Origin of the sequence: Saccharomonospora cyanea NA-134 (assembly GCF_000244975.1) — a bacterium.
GTDB classification, from domain to species: Bacteria; Actinomycetota; Actinomycetes; order Mycobacteriales; family Pseudonocardiaceae; genus Saccharomonospora; species Saccharomonospora cyanea.
The window spans coordinates 2,786,283-2,799,686 of record NZ_CM001440.1 but is presented as its reverse complement, the minus strand read 5'-3'; the positions used below and the strand labels follow the sequence as shown (position 1 = coordinate 2,799,686).

Here is a 13,404-nt window from a genome sequence, read left to right as displayed (position 1 = left end):
AGTCGCCGTTCCGCCGCGACTCCGGTGCCGACCGCCCGCGAATCAGAGCCTCAGAGCGCGGGAGCGAGGCCCTCCCAGCGGACCACCCAGCCCTCGTCCGGGAAACCAGGGGCCGACCCCGCCGGTCCGGGGCGGCCCCTGACGCCCTGAGGTCCTTCGGGCGAGTCCCCCCATCCCGCGCACATCATCGCGACGGCGTAGAGCAGGCCACCGGCCGCCGGGAAGTACGGCGAGGGCACGCCACTTTTGCCGCTCGCGGGCAGACCCGTGTCGGTGAACCCGAACCGTTCGTGCAGCAGGTAGTCCACCGCGGTGCCGGGATCGCCGAGGCGGGCGGCGTTCATCGCCAGCAGCGGGAAGTCCCAACTGTAGAGGTTGCTGACCGGCCAGGTCTCGCGGACCTTGCGCGTCGTCGCCCGCATGATCCCCACGTCGACGCCGTCGCCGGGCAGCATGCCGAACGGTGCGACGGGGTCGGGGTGGTTGGTGTTGTGCTCGGTCCACATGTTCTGCACACCCTCGTAGAGCACGTAGACACCGTCCTCCACCGGCAGTGGCGCGAGGCCGTCGAGCACCTCGTCCCAGCGGGGGTCACGGCGCAGTCCCAGACGCTCCCGCCACCGCTGGGCGATGCGCAGTCCGAAGCGCCAGTAGGACAGCTCGAAGGCGGGGTTCAACGTCTCGGCGGGCGGGTTGCGCTCGTTGCAGCACATGATCGGAGGTCCGATGACGAACCGTCCGCTCTCCTCACGGTGGGCGAACGAGGCCATGAACTCCGCGGTGTCGTGGACCACCTCGCGCCACTTCAGCAGGGTGCGCCGCCCCGGGTGCGCCTGGTGATCGAGTTCGGCGAGGAAGACGGGATGCGGCTGTTGCCAGATCAGCAGGCAGGTCGGTGTCCCCGGTGACTCGCGGCCGATCGCGTCGCCGTGTGTCGTCGTCATCTTCGGCCACCGAGCACCGTGAAACCCCTGGGACCGCGCCAGCCGCCGAGCGGTGGGGAGCAACCGTTCGTAGACGTCGACGCTTCGGTTCAGCAGCGGCCAGCGGTTCCAGAGCGCGTACTGGAAGGCGTGCCACCAGTACATCTCCATGTGGAACTTGCCGTACCAGCCGTTGTTGACCAGACCGGACTCCTGCGCGGGGTCGTTGCCGGCGTCGTTGACGGCCAGGTGGTACTGGCTGAGGACGACCCTGCGTTCGAGCTCCCGCCAGCGTGGATCGGTACTCGCCGAAAGATCGATCGCCCCGCCGCTGCGCCAGTACCGCGGCCACCACGCCGCGCTCTGGTGCACGACCTCGGCGGCGGTCGGCACCCGGTCGGGAGCGGCGGGAGCGAAGAGCGCGGCCACGTCCAACCGGTTCCCACGGCCGGTGACCTCGTATCGGTGCCGTCCCGGATCGCACCGGACTATCTCGGCACCGGGTGAGAGCGCGAGGCCGACCCGGTAGCGGGTGGCGTCCATCGTGTGCGTGACCACCGCCGTGCGGCCGCGGCGACTCAGGGCGGTGGAATGGAGTTCGGGGCGGTCCCACAGTCCGACGTACGGCGCCTCGAACTTGCTGCGGCCCGCTGTCGTGGCGTACGGGAAGTCCAGGAACACCGCCAACCGACCGAGCCCCACGAGGTCGGATTCCACACGCGCGGCCACGACGTCCTGCCCCGGGTGGCAGGCGGTGAGGACCGTGATCGCGTGGCCCTCGAGCCGGAACCTGCTGCGCAGAAGTCCTGTCCAGGGATCGAGTTCCTGGACGACGTCCGTGAGGTCACTCTCGACGGCCTCGCTCCCGTCCTCCCTGAGCAGTCGCAGACCGATCCGGCCGAGGTTCACCCGGTGCGGGTTCTCGCGTAGCCAGTTGTGCAGTTCCGGCTCGGCGTCGTCATCGGTCCAGTAGTACACGTCCCGGCCGTAGGTGTCCCAGATCGTGCCCCGGTAGTCCGAGATCCTCTTGCCCGGTGGCAGGGCGTCGACGTGCCAGCCCCAGTCGGAGAGCGTGTTGAAGGGCACGAAGGTCTGCAGCCCGGTCACGTCGGCGCCGAAGGCGAACCGGCCGTTGCCGACCTGGGTCGGCAGTTCGGGATCGCTGTCGTGGCGCACCACCCGGTGGCGTGCCACGACAGCGGCGCGATCGACACGGGCGCCAGGACGGTCGGTGCCGGGTGCGGCCGCGGCTGCCTCCGCTTCGAGGATCCGGGACATCAGCGTCGCGGAGGTCGCTGCCGCGATGCCCTTGATGACGGTTCTGCGAGAGTGCTGCTGGTCGGTCACGAACGATTCCTTCCTCGGACGGGTATGTCCCCTGTGCTCCGAAGCCGGGAGGGCGTGCCACCGAATCGCTGAAACGTTTCATTCCACTGTGAGTGCCGTCACAGTACAGAGTTCGGGTCTCGGCGACAACCCCGGTGGAGCCCGTCTGACCGTGTTCGGCCATCGGAGCCGGGCGCGGTCTTGACAGCGGTCGCCGTCGCGTACTTCACTCGATGAGCCCGAAACCGGTTTCTCCTGGTGTGTACGGACCGTTCCGACTCACTCCCACCGTCACCTCGTCTCGCCTGCCGGGGAGAAACCGAGCGTGACCGTGGAGAAACCGCTTTCACCTCGACGAGGAGGTTGCCGCATGCGGATGTTCGGGAAGGCCCTGGCTTGTCTGATCCTGTCGGTGGCGTTGGCGGTGCCCGCCGTGCCCGCTGTGCCCGCCGCGGGCTCCACGATCCCCGATCCCACCACCGGAGCCGGGCAACCGGGGAATGAGCCGGGCCGCGTGCCCATGGGATGGGACCTCGCCGCAGAGATCCGGGACCGTGTCGTCCCGCCGGACTTCCCCGACTTCGAAGTGTCGATCACGGACTTCGGTGCGGACCCCACCGGGGAACACCTGAGCACGGCGGCGTTCCGGGACGCGATCGAGGAAGTCAGCGCGGCGGGTGGAGGCCGCGTCGTCATCCCGGCAGGCGAGTTCCTGACCGGTGCGATCCACCTGCGCAGCAACGTCGAGTTGCACGTCGGCAGTGGCGCGGTGGTGCGGTTCAGCCAGAACCCGGACCACTACCTTCCCGCCGTGTACACCCGCTGGGAGGGCGTCGAGCTGTACAACTACTCGCCGTTCATCTATGCCAGGGGGGTCGAGAACGTCGCCATCACGGGGTCGGGTGTCCTCGACGGGCAGGCCGACGAGAAGCACTGGTGGAACTGGAGCGGCTCCACGCAGGCCGAGGACCGGGAGACGTTGTTCCGGATGGGGGAGCAGGGCGTGCCCGTCGAGCAACGGCGGTTCGGCGCGGGCCACCACCTGCGGCCCAACTTCGTCCAGTTCTACGACAGCCGGAACATCCTGGTGCAGGGCGTCACGTTGAAGAACTCTCCGATGTGGATGATCCACCCGGTGTTGTCGCACAACATCACCGTCGACGGGGTCGTGCTCGACAGTCCCGAAGGACCCAACAACGACGGGGTGAACCCCGAGTCCAGCCGGGACGTGGTGATCAAGAACTCGCGGTTCGACAACGGGGACGACTGCATCGCCATCAAGTCCGGCCGCAACGCCGACGGCCGCAGGATCGGTGTGCCGAGCGAGAACATCCTGATCGAGAACAACCACATGCAGGACGGTCACGGCGGCGTGGTCATGGGCAGCGAGATGTCCGGCTCGGTGCGCAACGTCTTCGCCCAGCACAACGTCATGGACAGCCCGAATCTTCACCGCGCGCTCCGCATCAAGACGAACTCGGTGCGCGGCGGGATCGTGGAGAACGTCTATTTCCGCCACAACACGGTCGTCGAGATCGGTGACGAGGTCATCCGGGTCAACTTCTTCTACGAGGAGGCGGACAGCGGCCCCCACACACCGATCGTGCGCAACATCCACATCGAGGACCTCCGCAGCGACAACGGGGAGTACGCGCTGTACCTGCGCGGGTACGAGCGTTCCCCGGTCAGCAACGTCACCGTCACCGACTCCGTCTTCACCGGGGTGGAGCACCCGCAGCTACTGGAGAACGTGCAGGGGCTGCGGATGAGGAACGTGACGATCAACGGCGAGAGTCACGACACCGGGCACGTCTGCGACGGCCGGGTCTGGAGCGGATACGTCCTCACCGGCGTCACCGACCGCGCCCTCGACGAGGGCCGGTGCCTGTCGGATCTCATCGCCGACGACGGGGGCTGGCGTTCCCAGGACTTCTACCGCGCCCATGTGAACCGGGTGACCGCGCAGCTGGTCCACCAGGGTGCCATCACCCCCGCCGAGCGTGGCGAGCTGCGGGAGGCTGCCCGGCAGCCGGTGAGCTCATGAGCCTGACCTCGTGCGCGGCGGGGCGTGGTGCCGGGCCGCGCGTACGACCACCGCACTCGAACAGTCACCCGATCGTCGTTTCTCCCTGTGGAAGGTGATGCGGATGCCACGCGTCCTGCCTCTCGTTCTGGCCCTGTCGCTGGCCGGCTCCGCCGGGTCCGCGGTCGCCGCGCCGGCGAGCACACCGAGTACCGACTGGCACCATGCCGCGGAGATCGTGCGCTCCATCGACGAGCCCGACATCCCCGCACGCACCGTCGACGTGACCGACTACGGTGCCGTCGGAGACGGCAGTACCGATGCGCGTCCCGCGATCGAGGCAGCTCTGGCGGACATGGAGCGGGCGGGTGGTGGCCGCGTGGTGCTCCCGCCGGGAACCTGGTTCAGTGCGGGTCCGATCCGGTTACGCAGCCACGTCGACCTGCACGTCAGCAGCGGAGCCACGCTGCGGTTCAGCGAGGATCCCGCCGACTACCTGCCCGTGGTGCCCAGCCGCTGGGAAGGAACGGAGATGTTCGGCTACTCACCCCTGCTGCACGCGCACCGCGTCCACGACGTCGCCGTCACCGGTGGCGGGCTGATCGACGGCAACGCCGAGGACGGGTTCGCGGCCTGGCGCGAGTTGCAGGGCGAGGACCAGCAGGCGTTGCGCCGGATGGGCAAGGAGGGCGTTCCGGTCGAGGAGCGGGTCTTCGGCGAGGGGCACTACCTCCGGCCGAGCATGTTGCAGTTCTACGAGTCCAGCGACGTGCTCGTGGAGGGCGTGACCATCGTCGACGCACCGATGTGGGTCAATCACTTCATCTACAGCGATGACATCACCGTGCGCGACGTGACGGTGAAGACCCACCGTCCCAACAACGACGGTGTCGCCATCGACTCCAGCAGCGACGTCCTGGTGGAGAACAACGACTTCCAGGGGATCGGTGACGACTGCGTCGTGGTGAAGTCGGGGCGGGACGAGGACGGCCGGAGGGTCGGCAGGCCCAGCGAGAACATCGTCGTCCGCGGAAACAGGATGAGCGGCACCGAGGGCGGGTTCGCGATCGGCAGTGAGATGTCGGGTGGTGTGAACACCGTGTTCGTCGAGAGGAACACCATGGACACCATCGGTTCCGCCCTCTACATCAAGGCGAACCTCGACCGCGGCGGTGTGGTGGAGCGAGTCCGTATTCGCGACATCACCGTCGGTACGGCGGAGAAGGTGCTGCGGTTCCAGACCGACTACTCCGGATACCAGGGTGGGAACCATCCTCCCGCCTTCCGCGATTTCGTCGTGGAGAACGTGCGGGCGGGCATCGTGAGCGACGCGGCGATCACTGCCGTCGGGGTGCCGTCGTCGCCGGTGCGGGATGTCACCGTGCGCCGGATGTGGGTGGACCAGGCCAGGATACCGCTCGAGCTGAAACACACCGAGAACGTCCACCTGCACAACGTGTGGATCGGGGGCCAGCGGATGGACGACGCGGAACCGACGGCAGGCTGATCGCCTCGAAAGTCACCGGACCCGCGCCCTCACCACACCGAGAAGCGCCCCCCCCCCCCGCGAGCGCCACTGCGACACGATCGGCCGATGTCGGCAGACGCCGGGCGCGGGAGACTGAGCACCGTAACGACGAGGTCGATGTCACCGAGGGGTGTCGATGCCGACGGTCGTACTGCTGGGAACGTTGGACACCAAAGGCGCCGAGTACCGATTCGTGCGGGACAGACTGCGGGAAGCCGGGATCGGAACAGTACTCGTCGACTGCGGCGTCCACGGCACCGACGTCGCCGGGGTCGACATCGACGCGCCCGCGGTGGCCGCCGCCGCGGGCGCGTCGCTTCCGGAGCTGCGTGCCGCAGGCGATCGCGGGACCGCGGTGACGGCGATGGCCGCCGGTGCGAGGAAGACGCTCGCCCGGCTGTGGGAAGCCGGGGACCTGGACGGTGTGGTGGCGCTGGGAGGGTCGGGCGGCACCGCGCTCGCTGCCCACGCCATGCGTGCCCTGCCGGTGGGGGTGCCCAAGTTGATCGTGTCCACCGTCGCGTCCGGGGACACGCGCCCCTACGTCGGGTCGCAGGACCTCACGATGATGTACTCGGTTGCCGACATCGCCGGGATCAACCGGCTCACCGCGCGGATTCTCGGCAACGCGGCAGCGGCGATCGCGGGCATGGTGCGTGCCCCCGTCCCGGTGGCACCACGGCGTCCCGTCGTCGGCGCGACGATGTTCGGCGTGACCACGCCGTGTGTCACGGCCGCCCGGCAACGGCTGGAGGCCGACGGTTACGAGGTCCTGGTGTTCCACGCCACCGGAACCGGAGGCACCGCTCTGGAGGGGTTGGTGGGGGACGGGACGGTCCACGGAGTCCTCGACATCACCACCACCGAGCTGGCCGACGAGCTGGTGGGCGGCATCATGAGCAGCGGACCGGGGCGGCTGGAGACCGCGGGTCGGCTCGGCATACCGCAGGTGGTCTCCCTGGGCGCACTCGACATGGTCAACTTCGGACCGATCGACACGGTCCCGCCCCACTTCCGCGACCGCTTGCTGTACCGGCACAACCAACATGTCACCCTCATGCGCACGACACCGGAGGAATGCGCCCAGCTCGGCCGCACACTGGCCGAGAAGCTCAACGCCGCCACGGGGCCCGCCGCCATCTTCGTGCCGTTGCGAGGTGTGTCGGCGATCTCGGTCGAGGATGGGGTCTTCCATGACCCCGAGGCGGACACGGCGCTGTTCTCGGCTGTGCGGGAGACTGCCGACACCGCTGTGGTCGATCTGGTCGAACTCGACACCCACATCAACGATCCCGCGTTCGCCGGAGCCATGGTGGAATACCTCGAAGCGGCGGACACCGAGTGAGGACGGGAGAACGGTCGATGAACCGCAGGGACGTGCTGTCCGGACTTCGTGGCGTCGCCGAGCGCGGTGGCGCGATCATCGGTGCGGGAGCGGGAACCGGGTTGTCGGCGAAATGCGCCGCGGCCGGGGGCGCGGATCTCCTGATCATCTACAACTCCGGGCGCTACCGGATGGCGGGACGGGGCTCGCTCGCGGGTCTCCTGCCCTACGGTGACGCCAACGCCATCGTGCTGGACATGGCGCGTGAGGTACTGCCGATCGTGCGTGACACTCCGGTACTGGCCGGTGTCTGCGGCACCGACCCCTTCCGGCGGATGGACGTCTTCCTGCCCGAAATCCAGCGCCTCGGGTTCGCCGGAGTCCAGAACTTTCCCACTGTGGGCCTGATCGACGGGATCTTCCGGGCCAACCTCGAGGAGACCGGAATGAGTTACGACCTGGAGGTGGAGATGATCCGGCAGGCGCGGGACCTCGACCTGCTCACCGCGCCGTACGCCTTCACCCCCGAGGAGGCGGAGAAGATGGCCGCCGCCGGTGCGGACATCCTCGTCGCCCACGTGGGGCTGACGACCTCCGGCACGATCGGCGCGCGGACAGCCGTGGACATCGACGAGGCGGTGTCGCGCGTGCAGGCGATGCGCGACGCCGCGGCGGCCGTCGACCCGAACGTCCTCGTGCTCTGTCACGGCGGGCCGATCGCCACACCGGACGACGCCGCCTACGTACTGCGGCGCACGCGCGGGGTCGTCGGCTTCTTCGGGGCGTCCAGTGTGGAACGCCTGCCCACCGAGCACGCCATGACCGAGAACATGCGCCGGTTCAAGGCGCTACGCCACGCCACGGCGACGTAGGCCGCGAGCGCCGCTCGATGCCGACACCGGAGAGGAAGCCGGCGGGCGGAACCCGGTGTTCCCGCGGGCCCGGGGCCCAACGGTGCACGGCCTACCCGATGGAGCCCACGTCACCCTGATGCCCACACCCTTCGGATCCACGGGCGACTACCGCCGGCTCGCCTACGCCGAACTCGAGATCTTCGCCGACTACAACAGCTTCAACATCCACGACGAAACCCTCGACTTCGACCCCAGCGACGACTTCACCGACCTCCTCATCGACAACCTCATCGCCGCCGAAGCCGGCGGCATCGGCATCGGCACCGCCCACCGCATGACCGTCCCCGTGATCTTCGAAGCCCGCACCACCGAACCCACCCACGACCCCGAAGCCTGGGACCACATCGCCGAGGCCAGCCTGCACGTCGACAGCGGCACCCTCGTCATCGCCACCTTCAACATCACCGAGAAGTCCCCCCGGATCCAACTGCCGCCCGGCGACTACCGCCTCCGGGCCTACTACACCGGGTTCGACACCATCAGCCCCGACGGCATCGACGGCCTCGACCGCTACTACCTCATCGCCTGGCCCGCCCCACCCGCACCACCCGCAGTCCTCAAACGCTACCCACACCCCCTGCCCGGCGGCTGAGCCCTCACCGCACGCAGGCAGGCAAACTACGATCAGCGTCCATGGACCAGCCGAGATGTGAAGCGGGCCCAAGGGCGAACGCCAGCCGGGTGGTGGTGAAAGCGAAGCATGCTCGGCTTCAGGCGGGGGAGCCGCACGTCGCTCCGCTGGTCGAGTTGGCCGACCGCATCGCCATCGCGCGTGGCTTGCCAGCCGGGCGTGCCGAGGTGCCGTACCCGGACCCCGACGGCGGCGGTATCCACGCCCGTGCGCTTTTCTTGCTCAGCGATCCCGGACCGGCGACAGACCTCGACCATGCCCGCGGTAACGGCTCCGGCCTGCTGTCGATCGACAACGACGACCCGACCGCTCAGCGCCTGTGGCTGGCCTACAAGGATGCCGGGCTGGAACGCCGACGGTGCCTGCACTGGAACGCCGTGCCGTTCCCCATCACGGGCAAGCAACCCTCCGCCGCCGAGAAGAACGAGGCGGCGCTCTGGACCATTGAGCTGCTCACCACGCTGCCCCACTTGCGCGTCGTGGTGCTGATGGGCCGGGTAGCCGAAGACAGCTGGCATCGGGTGACCGCGCAGACCACCACGCCCGACGTTCGCGTACTGAACACGGTCCACCCCTCCAACAGAGGCATGAACGGTGGGCTGGGAAAGACGGCGAACACGAAACGCCTAGCAGCGGTGGTGACTGAAGTCGCCGCTGTCCCGCGTCAAGAATCTGGCTCAGTTTTCTTGGATGAAAGTTGTGCTTGTTGATCTTGCTGGTGGATCTCGATCGGTCGTTGCATGCCGAGTGCCTCGTGGGGGCGGATGTGGTTGAACACGTGCCGGTAGCGCTCGGCCTCGGCGGCGAGGGTCTGCCCGTCGTCGATCTCCATCCGGTAGAGGTGCTCGTACTTCAGCGATCCGAATGCCCGTTCCGCACGCCGTTCTGGCCGGGTGAGCGACGCCGAGTGCGGATGTGGAGCAGCTCGGGGCGAGAGGCGATGAACGCGGCGAACCTGCTGCCTTTGAAGGCGCCACCGTTGTCGGTGACCACCTTGATCCGCTTGATGTGCCCGGTCTCGGGGTTGGTGAGCTGCTCGGCCAACGGCACGCCACCGGCCAGCCGCTCGGCCTCGGCGATCGCGATCCGGACGGCGAGCTCGGCATCGGCGGCGTTGCAGGTGGTCGCGAGGTGCCAGCCGAACTCGTACTTCGAGTAGTAGTCCGCGCACCCGGCGATCCGCCAGATCCCACCACGGGTGGTCTCGAACTCAGAGAAATCCAGCTGCCACACCTGATTCGGCCCCGTAGGCGGCTCGGCGAACGCAGCCTTACGGGCCTTGGCTAGCTCTCGTCGTTCAGCCTGATATTTCGTGGACTGCAACAGATTCCGCCGCCGCATCGCCCGCTCCACGGTCGAAACGGACACCTCGTGTCCATCGGCGCGCATCAATGCGTGGATCTTGCGGTGTCCCCACGCCGGCCAGGCCTGGGCATACTTCTCCACGACCGGCTCGAACGCCTCGACCGCCGGTGCCGGCCATGGGCCCTTCGGCGGGTTCCCGGCGCGCTGTTTGCTGATCCAGCGGGTATAGGTGCGGCGCGGGATGCCGATCAAGGCCGTGAACCTCGAGACCGGCATCGCCGCGTCTTGGCGAATCACCTCGAGGTCCTCGAAGGGGCCAGCCGCTCCGCGGAGCGCTTCCACACCCGCAGCTCGACATGCGCCTCGCCCAGTGCCGTGGTCAACTCGTCGATCTGGGCCTGCAACTGCTCCTCACGACTCGAGGGACCGGCCTTACCGCCCTCGGCAACCCCGGCCCGGCCGCCCTCGAGGAACTGGGCCTTCCACCGCGACACCGACTGCTCCGAGACCTTGTTCCGCCGAGCGGCCTCGGCGATCGTCATCTCCCCGGACAGCACGCTCAGCACGATCCGGATCTTGTCCTCCACCGGGAACACCGGGGGACGGCTCATCGTCATACCTCCTGCTCAGGAACCTACATAACCCCTGAGCCACAAAGTCTGACGCGCGACAGTTCGCCGCGATCGACAGCTCATGCGCCGACACCTGATCCCGCATGTGCCGGGCGACCTGCGCGGGGCCGAGCAGCGTGCCGTTGGCGAACACGGTTAGGACGTAGCGGGCCATCGCGTCGCGGATCTTCGGGTCCGATCCTGATGCCGGCCCGAAGTGTCGGGGCCAGCCGACCAGGTGTGCGGTGCGGGCCAGGATGTCCAGCAGGCCGCGTTCGGGCAGCCGCTGGTGGATCGACTCCTCCAGCGCCAGCGCGGACGGGCGCCGGTCGGCGCCCTTGCGGCGGCGCAGGACCGGGCGGCCGTCGGCGAAGGACAGGTCGGTGTTGTGCGGGAACCCGGCGTCCACCACCGCGGCGATGTCGCCCAGCGCCGCCCGGTAGTGCGCCGTGAGCTCCTTCGGGTCCGAGGGGATCCCGGCCTGGCCGCAGAACTGCTCGGCCAGCGGGACGCACTCGTCCCAGGACATCAGCTGCGCGTGCAGGTTGGCGTAGGAGTTGGCGCCGACCACGGCGATGTCCCCGGAGCGCAGCTCGGAGGCGAGGTAGGAGAACACGCACACCTCCAGGTGGCGGCGCACCAGCTTGCCCGGCTGGTCCTTCACCACCAGGATCTTGCGCCACGCCTCGGTGACGAAGTCGATGTCGATCGCCACCGTCACCGCGTCCGGCCCGTGCCCGACGGTGACCTTTTCCGGGACGTACTCGCCGGTGCGGCCCCGGATCGCGCGCAGGAACTCCACCGCGTCGGCCACGCTGTGATCCGCGCTGGTCGCCTCCAGTTCCAGCGTGTCGAGCAGGGTGAACAGTGCCGAGCGGTGACTCTTGTAGAACTGCTCCAGCAGCGGCAGATAATTGTTGCCGTGGTGCGCCGACACCGCCTCGTGCGCCGCCGACAGCTGCTCCACCCCACCCGCATCCGTCAGCGTCTTCAGCAGCAGACGCCCGACTCGCTCGGCCACCGCGGCCGCGGCCTCCGGCGAGACCGTGCCGTCTTCGGTCACTGCGGTGGCTTCCCGGGCGCCAGCCAGGACGTCGCCGAACACGTCCAGCAGCCGCTCGGACTCGGCTCGGTGCTGTTCGTGCAGCTCGACCAGCCGCTCCCTGCCCTTCTTGTGGAGCACGGCCATCCGCTTGCAGAACATCGTCGCGACCTCGTCCCGAGCCGTGGTCCGGCACTCGTGGATCAAACTCGCCAGCAACGTCCACCGCTTCGCCTCGCCGATATCCCGCATGTCGCCGACGTCGGTCACCCGCGCCTCCCCGGCGAAATGCGCGATCTTCGTCGCCGGGATGCCGTCGAGCCACTGCTCGGTCGCGCCGAGCTCGTCCAGCGCTTGCAGGTGGGCCAGGCGAAGCTTGAACTTTCCCACCGACGCCGCCTTCGCCGGCGTCTTCAGCCGGTCAAACTCGCTGCGCCGCGATGTCGGGTCCAGCCACAGCAGCCGCGCGAGCCGCCGCCGGTCCGCCGCGTCCAGCCGGGTCGCGACCAGCCCGAACAACGCGGTGTTCGTCTCGGTGCGGATCGCGGAGACCATCTTGTCCAGCGTGGTGAACCCCGGCAGCTCGCGCCGTGCCCGGACCAGCTCCTCCAGCGCGACGTTGATCAGGTCGGCCGGGTTGTCCTTCGTGGTGACCGCCTTGCGGATCGCTTTCTCGGCGATCGCGCGTGCCTCGGCGGGCTTGTAGACCACATTCAGTCGGTCACGGACGTAGTCACGGTGGCGACACAACGTCCGATCCGACTCGTGCACCGCCAGGACGTCCTCGGCCAGGCCCAGCGCGGCCCGGACATGGTTGATCACCACCACCGGCACGTCAGCCAGCTTCGGGAAATGCCCCAGCCGCTGGTAGCACTTCAGCAGCACCACCAACGCCAGGAAGTTCGGCTCGCCCTGACTCCGCCCCCGAGCCCACTCAATCTCGCCGGCGACCGGCGTGAACGCCTCCGCCAGCTCACGGACCGACACCACCCGCTTGAACCGCGGATAGGCGGTCCGATCGATCGAAGCCACCCAGCACCCCAGGCCCAGCCAGCGGACGTAACCCAGCGCACCCTAACCAACACCCGCCGCACCCACGTCACACGGGCTCTCTAACGATCTCTAGCGCCCTCTACCAGGCACTACCCGACCACTTGGCAGGTTTCTCCCGTATCCCGGCGGTCCCCCTAGGAGAAGGTGACGCCCGCGCAGTCCGGGCACAACGGCCCGGCGGGCTCGCGGCGGAACACCGCGGCTAGTTGGCCGCAGCAGTGGCAGTGCTCGTGTGTGAGCCGTACCGCGTCCACACAGGACAGGCAGACCGGGCCCTCCGGCCAATGTCGTTCGGCGCGGGCGGTGGTTCCGCATCGGGTGCAGGGGACCTGGGCGGCCAGGTAGCACGGCACGCACCTGGCCACACCGTCCGTAGCTGGCACGGACATCGACGGTCGTTGCCCGCAGTCGGTACACGGCGGACCGGGCCGCACCACTTCCCAGCACGCTTTGCACCACGGTCCATTATGGTCACGCGCGCACACCACCTTGTGGACGCCGCAGCCCGAGCACGGTTCGGCCAGCGTCTGGCGGCGGCAGCCGTCGCACCACGGTTCGCCGTCGGCGTCGCGGTAGGCCACCAACCTGGTCCGGCCGCAGTTGTGGCACGGCTGGCGTGGCCCAGCTTGCTGGGCGCAGGCCCGGCAAACCCCCGTGCTCAGAATCCCGACCTTGCGGGTCTTCCCGCAGCGCGGGCACAGCACCTCCGGCGCACGCCGGTTGT

The 13,404-nt window shown here is 68.7% G+C and carries 11 protein-coding genes; 6 read left to right on the top strand and 5 right to left on the bottom strand.

Going from position 1 to position 13,404, the window contains the following annotated elements; all coding sequences use genetic code 11:
- Positions 1-50: 50 nt before the first annotated feature.
- Positions 51-2,270, bottom strand: coding sequence for a hypothetical protein (locus SACCYDRAFT_RS13215; RefSeq protein WP_005456811.1), 2,220 nt, complete (start codon positions 2,268-2,270; stop codon positions 51-53).
- 349 nt (positions 2,271-2,619) lie between these two features.
- Between SACCYDRAFT_RS13215 and SACCYDRAFT_RS13210 the strand changes: the two genes are divergently transcribed.
- The 6 genes from SACCYDRAFT_RS13210 (at position 2,620) to SACCYDRAFT_RS26380 (ending at position 9,379) form a co-directional block, all read left to right on the top strand.
- The gene (locus SACCYDRAFT_RS13210; RefSeq protein WP_005456810.1) at positions 2,620-4,293 is read left to right on the top strand and encodes a glycoside hydrolase family 28 protein; all 1,674 of its coding nucleotides are present in this window, start codon (positions 2,620-2,622) and stop codon (positions 4,291-4,293) included.
- 103 nt (positions 4,294-4,396) lie between these two features.
- Positions 4,397-5,779, top strand: coding sequence for a glycoside hydrolase family 28 protein (locus tag SACCYDRAFT_RS13205; RefSeq protein ID WP_198284922.1), 1,383 nt, complete (start codon positions 4,397-4,399; stop codon positions 5,777-5,779).
- Between the two features lie 157 nt (positions 5,780-5,936).
- Positions 5,937-7,145 carry a Tm-1-like ATP-binding domain-containing protein gene (locus SACCYDRAFT_RS13200; RefSeq protein ID WP_005456808.1) on the top strand — a complete coding sequence of 403 codons (1,209 nt, stop codon included), beginning with the start codon at positions 5,937-5,939 and terminating at the stop codon, positions 7,143-7,145.
- A 17-nt stretch (positions 7,146-7,162) separates the two neighbouring features.
- On the top strand, positions 7,163-7,996 hold the full coding sequence (locus SACCYDRAFT_RS13195; protein WP_005456807.1) for a phosphoenolpyruvate hydrolase family protein: 834 nt from the start codon (positions 7,163-7,165) through the stop codon (positions 7,994-7,996).
- A gap of 118 nt (positions 7,997-8,114) precedes the next feature.
- Entirely contained in the window at positions 8,115-8,630 is a 516-nt protein-coding gene (locus SACCYDRAFT_RS25460) for a hypothetical protein (protein WP_005456806.1), read from the top strand.
- Between the two features lie 41 nt (positions 8,631-8,671).
- Positions 8,672-9,379: a uracil-DNA glycosylase gene (locus SACCYDRAFT_RS26380; RefSeq protein ID WP_005456805.1), complete on the top strand. Its 708-nt coding sequence runs from the start codon at positions 8,672-8,674 to the stop codon at positions 9,377-9,379.
- Here SACCYDRAFT_RS26380 and SACCYDRAFT_RS26925 read toward each other — a convergent pair.
- From SACCYDRAFT_RS26925 to SACCYDRAFT_RS13170, 4 genes are read right to left on the bottom strand one after another with little or no spacing between them, the layout of a single operon-like run.
- Positions 9,334-9,501, bottom strand: a complete 168-nt coding sequence (locus tag SACCYDRAFT_RS26925) for a hypothetical protein (RefSeq protein ID WP_232283664.1) — start codon at positions 9,499-9,501, stop codon at positions 9,334-9,336. The two genes, SACCYDRAFT_RS26380 and SACCYDRAFT_RS26925, sit on opposite strands and share 46 nt — an antisense overlap.
- 20 nt (positions 9,502-9,521) lie before the next feature.
- On the bottom strand, positions 9,522-10,250 hold the full coding sequence (locus tag SACCYDRAFT_RS13180; RefSeq protein ID WP_232283663.1) for an IS3 family transposase: 729 nt from the start codon (positions 10,248-10,250) through the stop codon (positions 9,522-9,524).
- 17 nt (positions 10,251-10,267) lie between these two features.
- Entirely contained in the window at positions 10,268-10,516 is a 249-nt protein-coding gene (locus tag SACCYDRAFT_RS13175) for a helix-turn-helix domain-containing protein (RefSeq protein ID WP_232283662.1), read from the bottom strand.
- Entirely contained in the window at positions 10,407-12,659 is a 2,253-nt protein-coding gene (locus SACCYDRAFT_RS13170) for a DUF4158 domain-containing protein (RefSeq protein ID WP_005456804.1), read from the bottom strand. The genes SACCYDRAFT_RS13175 and SACCYDRAFT_RS13170 overlap by 110 nt, the downstream gene beginning before the upstream one ends.
- Positions 12,660-13,404 lie beyond the last annotated feature (745 nt).